General features: G+C 37.2%; 15 protein-coding genes. 4 read left to right on the top strand and 11 right to left on the bottom strand.

Annotated features, from left to right (window positions below; genetic code table 11):
* Positions 1-116: 116 nt before the first annotated feature.
* Entirely contained in the window at positions 117-1310 is a 1194-nt protein-coding gene (locus tag ADA55_RS05500) for a M14 family zinc carboxypeptidase (protein ID WP_048680271.1), read from the bottom strand.
* 344 nt (positions 1311-1654) lie between these two features.
* Between ADA55_RS05500 and ADA55_RS05495 the strand changes: the two genes are divergently transcribed.
* Positions 1655-2413 carry a GntR family transcriptional regulator gene (locus tag ADA55_RS05495; protein ID WP_048680268.1) on the top strand — a complete coding sequence of 253 codons (759 nt, stop codon included), beginning with the start codon at positions 1655-1657 and terminating at the stop codon, positions 2411-2413.
* Between the two features lie 36 nt (positions 2414-2449).
* Here the strand turns inward: ADA55_RS05495 and ADA55_RS05490 are convergent, their stop codons facing one another.
* The 10 genes from ADA55_RS05490 to ADA55_RS05445 form a co-directional block, all read right to left on the bottom strand.
* Positions 2450-3286, bottom strand: coding sequence for a PfkB family carbohydrate kinase (locus ADA55_RS05490; protein WP_048680265.1), 837 nt, complete (start codon positions 3284-3286; stop codon positions 2450-2452).
* A 17-nt stretch (positions 3287-3303) separates the two neighbouring features.
* Positions 3304-4110 (bottom strand): carbohydrate ABC transporter permease, encoded by an 807-nt coding sequence (locus ADA55_RS05485; protein ID WP_226990416.1) that lies wholly within the window; start codon positions 4108-4110, stop codon positions 3304-3306.
* Between the two features lie 86 nt (positions 4111-4196).
* Entirely contained in the window at positions 4197-5075 is an 879-nt protein-coding gene (locus ADA55_RS05480) for a carbohydrate ABC transporter permease (protein WP_048680259.1), read from the bottom strand.
* 41 nt (positions 5076-5116) lie between these two features.
* Positions 5117-6403, bottom strand: coding sequence for an ABC transporter substrate-binding protein (locus ADA55_RS05475; protein WP_048680256.1), 1287 nt, complete (start codon positions 6401-6403; stop codon positions 5117-5119).
* A 116-nt stretch (positions 6404-6519) separates the two neighbouring features.
* Entirely contained in the window at positions 6520-7506 is a 987-nt protein-coding gene (locus tag ADA55_RS05470; protein ID WP_048680253.1) for an SIS domain-containing protein, read from the bottom strand.
* Positions 7507-7734: 228 nt separating this feature from the next.
* On the bottom strand, positions 7735-8820 hold the full coding sequence (locus ADA55_RS05465; RefSeq protein WP_048680250.1) for a GerAB/ArcD/ProY family transporter: 1086 nt from the start codon (positions 8818-8820) through the stop codon (positions 7735-7737).
* Between the two features lie 13 nt (positions 8821-8833).
* Positions 8834-9067 (bottom strand): hypothetical protein, encoded by a 234-nt coding sequence (locus tag ADA55_RS05460; protein ID WP_048680243.1) that lies wholly within the window; start codon positions 9065-9067, stop codon positions 8834-8836.
* 6 nt (positions 9068-9073) lie between these two features.
* The gene (locus ADA55_RS05455) at positions 9074-10261 is read right to left on the bottom strand and encodes a Ger(x)C family spore germination protein (protein WP_048680240.1); all 1188 of its coding nucleotides are present in this window, start codon (positions 10259-10261) and stop codon (positions 9074-9076) included.
* 26 nt (positions 10262-10287) lie between these two features.
* Positions 10288-11967 (bottom strand): spore germination protein, encoded by a 1680-nt coding sequence (locus ADA55_RS05450; protein WP_250697522.1) that lies wholly within the window; start codon positions 11965-11967, stop codon positions 10288-10290.
* Positions 11968-12596: 629 nt separating this feature from the next.
* Entirely contained in the window at positions 12597-12950 is a 354-nt protein-coding gene (locus ADA55_RS05445; RefSeq protein ID WP_048680278.1) for a GNAT family N-acetyltransferase, read from the bottom strand.
* 570 nt (positions 12951-13520) lie between these two features.
* Here ADA55_RS05445 and ADA55_RS05440 point away from each other — a divergent pair.
* The 3 genes from ADA55_RS05440 to ADA55_RS05430 all read left to right on the top strand — a co-directional run bounded on the left by ADA55_RS05440 (position 13521) and on the right by ADA55_RS05430 (position 15925).
* Positions 13521-14633 (top strand): GerAB/ArcD/ProY family transporter, encoded by a 1113-nt coding sequence (locus ADA55_RS05440; protein WP_048680237.1) that lies wholly within the window; start codon positions 13521-13523, stop codon positions 14631-14633.
* 129 nt (positions 14634-14762) lie between these two features.
* Positions 14763-15329 (top strand): hypothetical protein, encoded by a 567-nt coding sequence (locus ADA55_RS05435; protein ID WP_048680234.1) that lies wholly within the window; start codon positions 14763-14765, stop codon positions 15327-15329.
* A 20-nt stretch (positions 15330-15349) separates the two neighbouring features.
* Positions 15350-15925 carry a hypothetical protein gene (locus ADA55_RS05430; protein WP_048680232.1) on the top strand — a complete coding sequence of 192 codons (576 nt, stop codon included), beginning with the start codon at positions 15350-15352 and terminating at the stop codon, positions 15923-15925.
* The last annotated feature ends 47 nt before the right edge of the window (positions 15926-15972 follow it).

Below are 15972 nucleotides of genomic sequence, written 5' to 3'. Positions count from 1 at the left end.
ACCCGCTCCAATCAACTTTGTCTTACCTTTTAGATAGAACACTTTTGCCTAGAGTTCCGTCTGGTTACTTCAATATAGGCTGGAAGTTGATAGAGCTATCATTTCCTCAATTTTTATTATTGCCTGCCCTCCGTCAGTGGAATTGACTCGTATTGTTCCGGATTGATTTTATATACAGAGCCATCAGTAACTCCATCAATTATTCCATATAACCCTCTTTCAACTGCTTTAATAAGCATGCCTTTTTTCTTTTGGCCAAAAGACTGTGTTTGACCTCTAACTTCAAAGAGTACTGTCCCACTTCCGTTTAAAGCAAAGGCTCCTAAAGCCGTTCCAGGAAGGTTTTGGTTTTGCGGATATAAGGATATATTCCCATATGGAGAATTACCTTGTTCTTTCATGGCATTATATACCGCCACATTCAATTGTCTGGAAAAATCATAATTATAGTTTTTTGCATATTTGGCATAATCTTGTCCTGAAGGCGAGCTTGGATCAGGAACAAATTGAGCGGAAATCGAGTAGGAGACTAAATCATCCGTTCCATCAACTTCATAATAGGGAGCTTGGTGATGCAAGTCCACAAAAATCTCCACCTTTCCGTATTGCTTCAGTAGAGACTTGTAAACATCACGTGTTGTTTGTGATTCAGGTGTTATGAACCAACCAGGGGTGGATGATTTTCCAGGGAAGTCTTTAGCTTGGGGAATATAATTTAAATCAGGATTAAAGTCACGATTGACATCGAAACCAGGTTTGGACTCATAATCGAATGATTCATTTTTGTATGTATAATAGTTCCAAGATGGATTCGCTCCTGCTAACTGCGGAAACTGGTCGACGACCTCTGCCCAGGTCATATCATTTCCCCGACGGTTCAATTCAGCGGCATCGGGATTCATTTTAGGCAAAGCGACAAGGGTAATTTCTTTACGGATTTTTTCCGCTTCAGGTGAGTTGGTCCCCAAAAACTTCAAGATATTCAAGATGGCATCCGTACCAGTTTTCTCATTTCCATGGATCTCACTTTGAATGAAAACGACTTTGTCGCCAGTTCCCACGGTTGCTTTATAGATTTCTCTATGTCTATTGGAATAACCAGCTACATCCACTTTTACTTTACCTTGGCTATCACTCGCAATTTGTTCTAGCTTTTTCCCTAGTTCAGCATGATCTGTAAAACCTGAAACCGAATAAGTTTGTTGAATGGGTGTTCCCGGGGATGTTTCATTAGCTGCAAATGCTGGTGCCGCAATACTCGCCGATAAAACGGCAACTCCCAGAGTTGAAATAACTTTCCTGTTTTTCATATGACAACAATCACTCCCTTAAAATAATTTTCTATCTCATTATACAAAATGGAGAAGTAGAAATATGTTGGAATTTGATGTCGTATTATGGCTATTTTATGATGCTGCCACCAGCTTTAGCTAAAAGTTGGGAGCTGCACTAATATATACTCTTTTTATGTTAGCTGTGCAAAAATGCATATTTTCCCACAACAACGATTCCGACATTGTTATCTCGGATCGTTGATTGCCGATATCTTTAACCATATATATATATTGGCTATGCATTTAGTCGAATTGATGATTTGTACTATAACATCACATTACGTTATAATAAAAGAAAAAAATAAGAGAAAGGGGAAAATATGAAACTCAACACTCATAGTTCTACTCCATTATACATGCAATTGAAACAATCGATTATCGAAGATATAAACAAAGGGATATACTCTCCTGGCGAAAGATTACCAACCGAAACAGAATTATGTGACATATATGGGGTAAGTCGGATTACTGTTAGAAAAGCGGTTTTGGACTTGGTGGAAGAGGGTCTTCTAATACGCCAACAAGGAAAGGGAACATTTGTCCAATATCCTAAGGTAAAAAGGGAACTATTTGCTGTTAACGGTCATGCTGAATATATGTCAGAATTAGGGAAGATACCTCAAACTAAAATCCTTTCATTTGGAATCATACCCGCACCGGCTAATATTTCTAAATCCTTGGAGATTACTCCTGAAAGTGATGTTCTTGAATTACAACGGATCTTATACTATGATAATCAACCTCTCACCTTGGAAATTTCTCATTATTCCTTAAAGGTTCTGCCTAATTTAAATGAACATGTCCATAACTCCGTTTCCATGTATGACACCATAAAGCATAAATATAATATAACTCCTGTTCATAACACGAAACTTTTAAATATGGTATTGGCAAATGCAGATGAAGCAAAATTTTTAGAGTGCGAAGTGGGAGATCCCCTTTTCAAAGTGGAGAAAGTGGCATATGACGCAAAGAAGCAGCCCATCCATTCCTCCTTCTTATATTATCCTGCCAATCGCGTGACCTTTACGATTGATAGTTCCATGTCGCAAGAAAAAGGTAACGAATCCCCCTCCTAATCCGGGATCTCGTTACCTTTTTCCATCTATAAATCGTTAAACCAGCATATGGTCAGGAATATATTCTTTACCATACCCAAAAGCTCCATAATCCTGACAGGTTTGGGAGGCAGCTAAAGCTCCTTTTTGTAAAGCTATATTTACATCTTGCCCTTGGACATACGATGAGAGAAAACCAGCAATAAATGAATCTCCCGCCCCCAATGTATCTACAACTTTGGTTTGGATAATAGCTTGTTCATATAATTGATTTTCAATTGATAAGAGTGCTCCCTTTTCCCCCCGAGTAACACATACCACTTTTGAGCCGAACGAATGCACCTTTTGAATCAGTGCATGGCACTCTGCAGCGTTTAAATTACTTCCTGAAAAAAATGCATATGTCACATACGGACAAACTTTTTGTAAATAGGGTTCCTCTTGATTTGTCGAAAAATCAAAAGAAAGGTCCATGAGTTGGCTTAATGATGGGAGGTTATGCTCTATATGGCTATAAACACTTGTATGAAGCAGGTCGTGTTCCCGAATATAATCCAAATCCTCGTCATTCAGTACAATCCCCAATCTGGATTGAATTCCCCCTCTATTGGAACCAATGAAAATTCGGTCCCCGTCCTTATCCAACGCGACGACTGCCATACCATTCTCTCCTACTGCTTGTCTTACTCTACTAATCTCCATCTTTTCCTTTTGCAATACCTCCAACACATGGTCTGCCGCCCCATCATTTCCTACAATGCCAATATATGAAGATTGCTCATCATTTAAACGATTGCACATTACTGCCACATTTAATGAATTGCCGCCGGGATATATCTTTCCTTGGTCTTTATAAAAATCTACTACGTTATCCCCAATTCCAATTAGCTTCATGCCTGTTCCCCCTGTTATCATTTTACACTTCCACTAGCAATTCCACGGATAAAATACTTCTGCATGAATAAAAATAAAATGACGATAGGTGCCGCTGAAATCGTTAATCCAGAAAGCAACACTCCCCAATCGGTTTGCAATGCATCTCGGAATTGCATTAAACCGGCAGGTATCGTACGTAAACTATCATCGTCTATAAAGATGATGGCGAACATGAATTCATTCCATGTATAGTAAGCTGTTAAAATTACCGTCGTTAATAAAATAGGTTTACTCATGGGAATGAAAATCCTAAAAAGGATTCCAAGGTTTGTGCACCCATCCAGCCGGGCAGCCTCTTCCAGTTCTTTCGGAATGGACAGGAAGTAAGCACGAATCAACAAGATGGTTAGCGGAATTCTGTAAGCTACATAAGGTAAGATTAACGCCCAATGGGTGTTATATATCCCAAGCTTCTGAATGATATTATACAAAGGGATCAGGCTTACTTGGGGAGATAGCATCAAACCGCCTAAGCATATGACCAAAATGAAAGCCTTTCCACGAAAATCGAAGCGAGATAATCCGTATGCACCTAATGCACTTACTAAAACCGTTAGCATACAAGTCATGCCAGTAACCATGACACTATTTAAAAAGTAGGAAGAAATCCCACTATTCCAAGCTGTAACATAATTTTCAAACAACCATGTATGAGGAAGTGACCAACTATGGTTAAAAATTTCCTCTGTGCTTTTGAAAGAACTGATGACCATCCATAATAAGGGATATGCAACAACAAGGAAGTAGGCGATCAAACCTGCATAAACAAGGGCTATTCTCATATTATAGGTTTTTCTTTTCCTTGCATACTCTAGATTTTCCACAACTAATTCCGGTACTCCGATCGTTGATTTAGGCATCTCCATTATTAGTCCTCCTTTCCCGTTTTAAATATTTTCATTTGAACAAGAGAAATAAGTAAGGTAATAATTAAGATAACCGTTGCTATGGCAGAAGCATATCCCATCATATCTTTTGAAAAAGCCGTTTTATATAAATAGGTACTCAGGACTTCCGAAGAAGTTCCCGGTCCCCCTCCAGTTAAGATATATGGCTCATTAAACACTGTAAAGGCACCTGTCAATGTTAATATTACGGCGACGAATGTCATTTCCTTCGTTGCTGGAACCGTAATGTGAAAAAACGTTTTTATTTTATTCGCTCCATCCATTTCAGCTGCTTCATATAGTTCAGGTGAAATTTTTTGAATGGATACGATATATAGCATGGCTATATAACCTATTGATTGCCACTGTGAGACAGCAATGACTGCATAGATTGCCGTTTCACTATCACCCAACCAGGGCAGTGCTAAATTATTCAATCCAATCATTTTGAGAAACTGATTTAACAATCCTACTTCCGGGTTGTAAAAAAATGAAAACAGTAAGGCGATGACTGTCATTGAAACGACGACTGGTAAAAAATAGACTGTTCGAAATATAGGTGAAAATTTACGGATTAATTTATCTTCTAAAACAGCTGCAACAATTAACCCTCCAAAAACCTGGAAAACAATCGAAATGACAGCATAAAGAATATTATTTTTTAAAGCTTCATAAAATACGGGATCTTTAAATAAAATAAAGTAGTTATCCATCCCAACAAATGCTTTATCTGGTGAGAATGTACTCCAATTATACATACTATCGCCAATATTCTGGAAAATGGGAATATAAACAAGCAATAAAAAAACTAAGGCTGGAAGAAGATATAGATAAGGTACAAATTTATCGGGTTTTATCATTAAAATATCACTCCCTTAATAAAACGGAAAAATGATTTTCCTTATTTCCCCGCTTCAAATCTAACGGTATCAGCAGCTTTTTGAACATCTCGCATAATCTGCTTAGGTGTTTTATCTCCATTTAACATCATTTGTGTTCCTGTTAAATAGGCATCTGCAATACGCGCATCAATGCTCATATCAAACCATGGGGCCATTTCTTTTGTGTTTAATATGCTTTGGACCGCTTCCAGCTGTTCTGGGGAAGAATTATTTTCATTCACCGTACCTTTAACTGCACTATACTTGCCCACATCAGTGACTAGTTTTTCTCCCATATGTTTAGAGGTTAGAAACTTTAAAAATTCCATCGCTTCTTTGGGATGCTTTGTCTTGGAAGAAACCATAAAGCCTTCAGGCGATCCCGTTAGATTTGTTTGATTACCCTTTCCGCCTTCTACCTCAGGAAAGTTAAACATTCCAAGTTCAAACTTAGTGGGTCCAAATAACTTGATCTCTGCCGTTTCTGCATAAAACATAGGTGCTTTACCATTTGAAAATTGCTGTCTTGCATATTCATGATCTATTGAATTAGTATTCTCATTAAAATAAGGTAACAACTCCTGGAATTTCTCAAGCGCTTTTATGTAGTCGTCACCCTTGAATTTTCCAGTTTTTCGATTATAATCCATTGCCAGCACTTCCGGACTAACCAGACGTTGATTCAATGTGCCCACATAATGGGAAATTGTCCAAGTATCTTGACTGCCGAATTGAAGAGCTGTGTAGTTATTCTTTTTTAACACTTTTAATACATCGATAAATTCATTCCAGGTTTTAGGTGGGTGTATGTTCAATTTTTCGAAGACATCCTTGTTATAGAAAAACATTTTCCCATCCATTGTTACGGGGACACCATACACCTTATTATTAAATGTATATGGTTTGACTTGGGATGGAACGAGTTGAGAAGACCATGTCGGATCGTTTTTATAATAAGAAGTTAAATCCAAAGCTTTATTGCCTCGCACAAACTGACTGGCAAATTCATCACTCCAAGAGAAATAAACATCAGGTGGATTATTTGTACCTGTCATTACTTTAATTTTGTCTTTATACGAATCGTTTAGGACTGCTTCGGTTTTAATATGGATATCGGGGTTTTGTTTTTCAAATTCTTTTACAACTTCATTAAAGTAGGTTTTTTCCGGTTCCTTTGGCCACCTATGAAAAAATGTTAAGGTTGTTTTTCCGTCATTTGATTCTGAAGATGTTCTTTCACCAGAACATCCCCCAAGCATTAAAGATAAACTTAAAAATGATGCGAATAAAAGTTTTGTTTTTCTCATGAATACCCTCCTTTTAATAAATGCTTTTATTATCAGGAAATTATACTATAATGTTATAAAACATTATAGTATAATTCGCAAATAAAATATACAGAATATTAAGTTTTCTATAGCTATCAGTATTCTACTTTCCACATATAACGCCTTTTGCTTAAGGGATGATTACGCGCTTCCGCTAATTCTTCTGCATATTGACGTAATATACGATTTAAGATAAGCGGTGCAATATATCCTTTTACTTCTTCATCAATACCATCAAGATCATACTGTTTTGCATCTAACACCGTTAGCTTTTTGCCGAAACGCTGAGAAAAAGATAATGCTCTTTCTTCCAATGGTCTTGTTTCATCCAATCCCAAAAGAATGATAAACGGTACATTTTCGTCAATAATTTCGAATGGTCCATGGAAGTACTCACCAGCATGAATCGCATGTGAGTGTATCCATTGCATTTCCATTAAGATACAAATGCTGAAAGAATAGGCTGTCCCATAGTTTGAACCACTTGCCATTGTATAGATAACAGGTTCTTTTGCATGAGATTGTGCGAATACCCTTGCATTGGAAGCTTCTTGCTCCAGGGCTTTTTCATACACTGGCTGTAAGTTCTCCAAACTTGATACCAGTTTTCCAAACTTTTCATTGTTTTCCGCCATATGAAGTACACCAAAAACTAATTGATATAAAACACTGAGGTTTGTATCGAAGGCGTTTACACCGTTCCCCCATTCATATTTAATATAAAGGTCCGCATTTTGGGCCAATGGTGATGCTGGTTCGTTCGTTAATGCCACTGTAAACGCACCTTTACTTTTTGCAAACTTAGCCGCTTCGGCTGTTTCAGGAGTTGTTCCGGACATAGAGCATAAAATGACTAAAGATTCCTTCCCTAGTTGTTGCGGATTGCGATGTATAAACTCATTTGAACTATACAGATCGGAGGTTATATTTTGAGATTCACGATCCAGTATATACTTAGCTGAATACATAATGGCAGAAGATCCCCCGCATGCTACCAAATAAATATTGTTAATTTTCCTACCCTTTAATTGATCCAATACTGTTTTTACATTACTTTTTACATTCATAACCGATTTACTCATTTCCCCACTCCTTTAATATTTGATATACAACATTATGTAATGTTATATATTGTTATATTAAATCATCAAGTTTCTTTAGTCAATGAATTTGTCAGAATATTTTTTTAACTTCTTTTACATGAATTTGCTTCATGCCGGATCTTTTCCCATCAAAATTTATTTGTTTACAGATGTAAGTAATGTCCACATGAACATGAACAGCAAAAGTGCTGGAAACCCTTCTTATTCTTACTTTTTTCTGATTTTCCCAACCATTAATAATAACAATGGCAGAATAAAACATATCGTTAAGGATAATGGTGTCCAAGCTGTAGCCATAAAGTTTTGATAATGCACGATATCGGGATGCGAAAAGATGGTAAAAGTGAGAATTAGAAATGCTAATGGGAATAGAAGAATTTTGTAATTTTTTATTCCTAGCAATTGAGCTATTCCTAAAGCGAGTCCATAAAAGCATATGGTCAACTTAAAATACTCTGTAAAAACCCATATGAAGGCCACAATGACCTCTACCCTTTCAAAAAAATTACCAATGCTTATCCTCATTCCCAGTTTATAAGAAGGGTAGGTTAACCTTGCTGTATTATCAGCCCCCAATACAAGGATACAGAAAATGACCACTAAGAATAGAACGCCGCCACCTAATATAGTCCCTAAATAAAAGTTTTTCTTCATTTCAGCCTTTTCATGTACATATGGAGTGATCATTAAAAAGAAAACAAGCTGAACATAAGGCAGGGCTAAAGAGTGATATGACCCCCTCATTATCGGTTTCATGCCTCCTTCAAATACAGGTTGCAAATTTTCGAAATTGATGTCCGGGATAAGAAATACGAATAATATGAAAAGCAGCAGTACAAGCCAAGGAAAAAAGATTAATGCCGTTCTACAGATGACTTCCAATCCTAGCCTTGCACCAAATAAGCTTGTTACTATAAACAAAATCATAATCATTTCCATAGGTGTCTCAACCAGAACCTGTGTTGAAAAAAAATTCCCAATCTCACTAAGTAGCGCTGAAGAAAGGTAATATAAATATAATAGGAATAGCAGTGCCGAGATCTTCCCGATCCATATCCCAAATATTTTTTCATTAACTTCTATATAATTCATGGATGGGTAAAGTAAGGCGAGCCGGGTAAATAAGAGAACGAAACATAACCCGATGAGAGTAGCTATAATATAGGCAATCCAGCCATCCTGTTTCGCTAATGAAACAAGTACGGAAGGTAAAGTAAGTATCGCTCCTCCAATGGTGAATATGATGACCATTATAAGAAATTCACCAGAGCTGATTTTTCCTTTTTCAAGCATATTCGATACCTCCCTAGGATAAAATGCGATCCATGAAATGAGCGAGTGGACTATATATTTTCGTTATCCAGTCGATAGGGGTCGGAATGGTAATATCCTTGATTATTAAAATACTTAATGTCATGCCAACTAAAAGCAATAAAATGAAAATGACAATTTCCTTCCAGCATTTCTTTTTAATTAGGGGGGGTATTTCAAAAAATGAAATAATAGCTCCAGTACAAAGTGTTCCAATAATTGCCCACATTGGTCTTTACTCCTCAATTTCTTTTTGAAAGGATTCTGATATCGTCCCCAAATTGCGAATCTTTGCTTCAACGGATACATTCACGTCCAAATTTGCGAATTCCTCTTCCCAATTTTCCTGTAAACGTTTCCATGCTTTAGGATCGGTTCTATGAATTTCTTCACCAAAACCGAAGATGTCACTTTGATATTTCTCTTGTAGCGTCTTTATAGATCCTTCTATTTTAGCTTTAACATCTTTTTCGTATCTTTTATTCAATTCTTCGATTTTTTCGGGTTTAGTTAAATCGATTGTGCATTCTACCTCACCTATACTCCCTTCTGAGGTAACATTTATATCAATTTTTGGATTTCCATTTTCCACTTTCCCTTTGATTTTCGTTTTTGAACTAGTTGTGTTGACCGTAATTTGATCACCTTCACATGGTATATTTACCGCAGTGGACTTAACATGATCTGTAATGTAACTAACACCTTTACTGTCGTTCCTGTTTAACCAGCCTACAAGTTTATCCTTCTTGAATACTCCAAGATAATCCAATCGCAAACCGGATTTCGGGGAGATATTTTGTGCATTCGTAACATTGCTTCCTGATTCGGGATCACCATAAACTAGAATCCCCGTTAGCATGGCCTGTCTACCTTTGCTGACGATACTGCTGACCAGCTCATCCAAAGTGACCGTCCTTGTCGGCGCCCATCTTCTCTCTGAATTTTCCAACGCATCAAAAACTTTATTTGCCGGTATTTTTTCAAGGGCCGTTTGGACATTAAGCGTATCATAAGCAGTTGCTCCCTTCGCAACGGTCATATAGAAATCGGAACGCAACTCCTTTTGCCGGGAAAGGACATCCAGAGGCTTTGCAATTCCTGCCCTGGCCATTTCCTCACCAAAGACAATTTCACGAAGGTGTGCGACATATAACCTTCTTGGTATATCAGTTGATAGGCTTCTTATTGCTTCAGCAATGGTTGCACCGCTTTTCCTGAAGGTTACAACTTCCGTGCGACCGGACCTGGCATCACCTGCCAGCTCGCTCGAATTCAGAACTTGGACGGATACAAGATATCCATCTTCCGTTTTATCAATTCCCATGGCAGTAACGATGGCAAGTTCATTCAACTCAATGCTGCTCCAACAGCCGGATAAACAAATCATAGGTAACGTTAAAAATACCTTTAGCATTTTTTTCATCGTAAAACCCTCATCATCTCATCATTTTATCTAGGTGGTTTCGGAGAACTGACATCTCCTCTGTCGGTATCATTTTTACTGGTCAATCGAGGCCGCTTTAATAATGACCAATGTGGCATACGAATGATGTTGTCTTTTTGATCTTGTAAAATGAATGGTGCATTTGGAGCTAAATATGGTAAACCAAAAGATCGTAAGCTATTTAAATGCAGGACCATCACGATCAGCCCCAAAATGATCCCGTATAATCCAAATGTAGCGGCAAGGATCATAAACAAGAATCGAAGCATCCGAAAAGCGCTGGCCATACTATTGGCTGGAAACACAAAGCTGCAGATGGCTGTCAAGGACACGATGATAACCATTGTTGCTGAAACGAACCCTGCTTCGACAGCAGCCTGTCCAATAACTAATGCACCAACGATGGAAATGGATGAACCGATTGCCCTTGGCATCCTCACACCTGCCTCACGCAAAATTTCAAACACTACCTCCATCAGCATCGCCTCCACAAAAGCAGGAAAAGGAACTCCTTCTCGTTGTGAAGCTAGACTTATGAGTAATGGAGTAGGAAGCATTTCTTGATGAAAAGTCGAAACAGCTACATAAAGTGACGGTGTTAACAAAGCTAGGAAAAAGGATAAATACCGTAATACTCGAATTAATGTGGCAATGTCTGCCCGTTGATAATAGTCTTCACTGGACTGGAAAAAATGCACCATCAGGGCTGGAATGATAAGGACAAACGGCGTTCCGTCAACCATTATTGCAATCCTTCCTTCTAAAATGGCAGCGGCTACAGCATCAGGACGTTCCGTATTATAAACCGTTGGAAATGGAGTGTATACTTCATCCTGAATAAGCTCTTCAATGTATCCACTCTCAAGAATCGCATCTATATTGATTCGATTTAACCGGCTTTGCAATTCTGAAACCGTTTTATCATTGGCAACACCTTTTAAATACATAATCGCAACGTCTGTTTGCGTTTTTTCTCCAATCTGCTTTGTTTCAAGCCATAAGTTAGGATCTTTTATTCTCCGTCTAATTAAAGCTGTATTTGTTCGCAGTGTTTCAGTAAACCCATCCTTTGGCCCTCTTACTACTGTTTGGGAGGAAGGTTCTTGAACTCCGCGATCGACCCAACCTCTTGAGCCGAGTGCCAATCCTTTTGGGGAGCCGTTCATCAATAACATCGTGTCTCCCGATAAAACATGGTTAAAAAGCTTTTGAAAATCAGTTATTTCCACTATTCCCCCTACAGGAAGAGTATGTGATTTTATTATTTCAAAACAATCAGGGACCGCTACTTCCAAGTCAGAGTTTCGAATTTCAACCATCAAAGTGTCGAGGATTAAATCCTGGATGGAAGCAGAATCCGTTAATCCATCTGTGTAAATGATGCCTAGTTTAATTTCCCCATTTTTACCTGCTTGGAAATCCCTTATAACGATGTCTGAACTATTTCCTAACGTTTTCTTAATATGGTCTATATTATATTGAAGATCAGCGGATATAAGTTTTGTTTGATGATTCTTTGAGTCCTTACTTCTGTTTTTGGATTGAACTGGATTTTGGTCCTGATTTTTAGTTTTGCTGGAGTTTGGATTTCCGCTTTGATTTAGGTCTTCTTGTTGTTGTTTATTTTTCACCGATTGTTTATCTTCAATTAACTTCCTCAATGGGATAGGAACTCGAGATTTCAATGCTAACCCCCTCATAACCAAAAGCTTGTTAAAATTATGTTTTCACCTTGGCTGCAATTATATCCATGTAAGTAAAATAAATTGCCATGCAAAAAACATGATATACATGATAATCTTTTATCAAAATTCTACTTTTTTCCTTAAATCCACGATTGTTATCAACCACTGCCTGCCATCTTTTCAAACTCGGAAACAATTTGCCTTTTGGAGTCGATTCAGCAGGTTGCACAATCTAAATCAAATTCATTGGAAATTATGTATAAAAGGATCCTATGAGTAAATGCATAGATTGCCAATATTCGCATAATCCATTATTGGACTAAATTGAAAGAAAAAAGGATGGTTTAAAGCAAAAAAACTCTGCAGACCTCCACAGAGTTTTTAAAAGCTTTCAACTAATTTTTGATTAGGGAGCAAAGAACTTTTTTTCCTTTAACTTGTTTTCATTCCAAGTTTATTAATACCTGGTTTTTCCAAACTCAACTTCATAATTGTTTTGTCCCCATTTTCCCAACATTCTTGAAGTCGTAACATTTCATTTCCGGTATATATGTACGAAAAAAGCGACAACCAATAGGTACCCTCCCCATCCTAGAAATTGTACATTTATGGGTGACAAGGCGCCGATTTCAAGCTTCCAATGTAATATATTCAGCTCCTTGTTCTTTTGCCCAATTATGTATATAACTGAGCAGATTATATCCAAGGCCACTAGGACGATGATTTACATCAGTAACCAAATCTTGCACATAAACATAACGTTCATTATATGAATCTTCACGCCAGCTAATACCTGCTAATGCTACGATGCTTGTATCATGATATAAAGCAAATAACTGTTTTCCCTCCTTACGCATTTCATTTAATAAATCTAGATATTCCTTTAATGTCAAATCAGTACGTAACTGACTCAATATAGGATAAGCCTGTAAAAATTGATGTTCTACAGTTAACTCCACTATATTTTCCACTGGTATTTTCATGCTAATATTCTCCTAACATTTTTAAGTTTAGCTGCTCCGTCTTCCCCTTTATGAATCCGGATTAATTTTCTGACATTTAAGTCTATCAAATATGCTCGATAACCTAGAACTTAAGTGTTTTTCAATAATTGAGTGTCCAACAGTTTCCCATCCTCTTCCTTTCTCCAAATATTAGATATACCAATAAATCATATGCAAGTATTGTGCCATACCAAAGGGTATGTACAAGTTCAGTACAATTAATATCGTCCTGGAAAGTAGAGAAGGGCCTTATCAAATACTATGAGGAATTACTGAGAAATTAGGCCACAGTTAAAACAATATACGGTTCCTAAACCATTAAAGTTCGGGACTAAGAAATTAAATTACATACTCTTGGACAGGGACAGTAATTCGATGATTGTATAGTAAATCTACATCAGTAAAAAGGCAGGAAAATCGCGACCGATTAATGTAACGGGATTGGATTGTTGAAGATAGGCAATTGATGTCCTTGTGAATAACTTGAACAAGAATAGCCAAAAATAAGGAGTATTAAGAAGGAAGGAACAAACAAATAGGTGAATATTAATGCCTGGTAGTTTCAAAATTTCATCACATCAATTGATGATTTTAATCCTTTTGTATTCGGTAGGAACGGTTATTTTACATACTCCTTCTCCTTTAGCTGGTTTTGCAAAGCAGGATGCGTGGCTTGCTGCATTATTTGGAACAGGAATCGCATTAATTTTTGTATGGTTTTACATCAAGGTTGGAAATTTATATCCTGATCTCGCTTTAGATCAAATAAATGAAAAGGTTTTCGGTACGTTAGTCGGAAAGATGATCAATCTCACATTTTTCTTCTGGTCTTTTTCAACTGCTGCCGAGACCACTTATTATGTGGGGAATTTCATTAAAACTTTTTGGATGCCGGATACTCCTCTTGTAGCTTTAAATATATTGTTAGCTGCAGTAGTGATCTTTACAGTCCGCCTTGGTTTTGAAACTTTTACACGCACGTTGGAAATATTCTTCATACCCGTATTACTATTACTGACTATTTTTTTGGTTTCCATCATTCCTCAAGGAAACATTCAAAACATTCAGCCAGTATTTGAAGGAGGCGCTAAACCATTAATACGGGCGATACTTTTTTATGTCAGCGTGTTCACGCTGTCTCCTGTTATGTTTTTAATGATTTTCCCTTCAAAAGTCAGTGAAAGAAAAAAAGGGGGAAAAGCTTTTTATATTGGCACTTTGATCGGAGGAATCATATTAATTCTGGTTATCATGATGGATATCTTGGTTCTTGGACCCGATAACACCGCAAGAAATATCGCTCCAAGCTATACGATGGCCAAAAAAATAAATGTAGGGAATTTCCTAATGCGGATCGAGGCAGTAATTGCCACTATTTGGATTTTTACAACCTATACGAGGACGGTTATGTATTTTTATGTTTCGGTTGTCGTATTTTCAAACATTTTCAATATAAAAGATTATCGGCCATTTACTACAGCTTTAGGGATGATAATGGTTTTTTATTCATTGATTGTATTTCCGACGGTCTCTTCATCCGGGGAATACAATAAAAATATATGGTTATTCCATGCAGCGGCTTTTGGTCTGGTCATGCCTTTATTATTGTTTATAACGGCCAAATTTAGAAACATCATTAAAAAGCCCCCTGGAAGACAATAATGATCATACAAATGTAAGATGGAGAATTTAAAAAAGAACAACATAAAAATACCCTAAAAATACAATTTTGCCGTTCAATCTGGCTCGATTGGATGATCGTAATGAATATTTACGAATGAGGTGAGTATATTGAAACATAAAATAATCATTATTTTTAGTTTGGTATTTATAGCATTCATGACTGGTTTACTCATCTTTTACCTCAAAAAAGATGATTCTTCCCGATGGATGGTAGCTCTTGGGGGAATATTGGTAAGTGCCTTGCCCATTTCATTACTGTTTGTAAAAAATAATCCCTTTAACATTCCTATCATAATCGGCTATTATGTTTTTGTTTTCTGTACGACATTTTTAGGATCCATCGCAAATTTTTATGTTGATTTTAAATGGTGGGACTCTGGACTTCACTTCTACAAAGGCATCTTCGTGGGTTTTGTGGGGATTGCCCTTTATAAACTATACATCCCTCAAAAAGCGAGAAAAGATGTTTCAAGGTGGGTCATTTTCCTTTTTGTTCTCTCACTTTCAGTCACTGCCACCGTTCTTTGGGAAATATATGAGTTCGCAGGAGATCTCACTTTTACTCATACCATGCAGCGAGGCGGTAACAAAGATACCATGTACGATATAATTTTCGGACTAACCGGCGGCCTGCTCATTTCCATTTATTCTAGTGTACAAAAATTAAAATTATGATGATTTGTTGAGGTAATCATATGAATCGTAAGCTAGTTATTTCATTAAGTTTAGTGTATGTACTTTTCATGGGAGCTTTATCCATTTATTACTATACAGCCGATGAAACTTTCAAATCACTGGTTTCGATAGGCGGTGTGGTATGTGGGGCAATTCCCCTTTCACTGGCCCTATTTACCAAGCTTCAATTCAATTTGCCAATTGTCATTTCCTATTTGATCTTTTTATTCGGTTCACAATTTTTAGGATCTATTTTAGGTTGGTATGGATTGGGTTGGTGGGACACATTTTTGCATTTGTTAAGCGGTTCCCTTCTTGCTTTTACGGGAATTGCTTTATATGAACGATTGGTATACAGAAATGCAGGCAAAGAGATATCCCCTTGGTTCGTCTTTTTGTTTACCCTTTCTTTCTCGGCACTTGGTGGTGTCATATGGGAGATCTACGAATTTAGTTCTGATCAATTATTCGGAATGACACTACAAGGCGGGGGAAATAAAGATACAATGATCGATTTAATCGCGGATACGATTGGAGGACTTATCATTGCAGTGTGGGCTGGAGTGCGGACAAAGATTAAGTTAAAAAAAATATAAAACAACATTCCAGTTGATCTCAGAAACCCGCTCCCTTTCCGCCGACT

This window comes from Bacillus sp. 220_BSPC, from assembly GCF_001054655.1.
Classification (GTDB): Bacteria; Bacillota; Bacilli; order Bacillales; family DSM-1321; genus Peribacillus; species Peribacillus frigoritolerans.
The sequence above is the reverse complement of the archived record's forward strand: the minus strand, read 5'-3'. Positions and strand labels throughout refer to the sequence as shown.

Coding starts and splice junctions, on each gene's coding strand:
- ADA55_RS05475 (WP_048680256.1), bottom strand. CDS start 6,403: ATGAGAAAAACAAAACTTTTATTCGCATCATTTTTAAGTTTATCTTTA.
- ADA55_RS05485 (WP_226990416.1), bottom strand. CDS start 4,110: ATGAGAATAGCCCTTGTTTATGCAGGTTTGATCGCCTACTTCCTTGTT.
- ADA55_RS05445 (WP_048680278.1), bottom strand. CDS start 12,950: ATGAAAATACCAGTGGAAAATATAGTGGAGTTAACTGTAGAACATCAA.
- ADA55_RS05490 (WP_048680265.1), bottom strand. CDS start 3,286: ATGAAGCTAATTGGAATTGGGGATAACGTAGTAGATTTTTATAAAGAC.
- ADA55_RS05495 (WP_048680268.1), top strand. CDS start 1,655: ATGAAACTCAACACTCATAGTTCTACTCCATTATACATGCAATTGAAA.
- ADA55_RS05430 (WP_048680232.1), top strand. CDS start 15,350: ATGAATCGTAAGCTAGTTATTTCATTAAGTTTAGTGTATGTACTTTTC.
- ADA55_RS05465 (WP_048680250.1), bottom strand. CDS start 8,820: ATGCTTGAAAAAGGAAAAATCAGCTCTGGTGAATTTCTTATAATGGTC.
- ADA55_RS05455 (WP_048680240.1), bottom strand. CDS start 10,261: ATGAAAAAAATGCTAAAGGTATTTTTAACGTTACCTATGATTTGTTTA.
- ADA55_RS05480 (WP_048680259.1), bottom strand. CDS start 5,075: ATGATAAAACCCGATAAATTTGTACCTTATCTATATCTTCTTCCAGCC.
- ADA55_RS05500 (WP_048680271.1), bottom strand. CDS start 1,310: ATGAAAAACAGGAAAGTTATTTCAACTCTGGGAGTTGCCGTTTTATCG.
- ADA55_RS05470 (WP_048680253.1), bottom strand. CDS start 7,506: ATGAGTAAATCGGTTATGAATGTAAAAAGTAATGTAAAAACAGTATTG.
- ADA55_RS05440 (WP_048680237.1), top strand. CDS start 13,521: ATGCCTGGTAGTTTCAAAATTTCATCACATCAATTGATGATTTTAATC.
- ADA55_RS05460 (WP_048680243.1), bottom strand. CDS start 9,067: ATGTGGGCAATTATTGGAACACTTTGTACTGGAGCTATTATTTCATTT.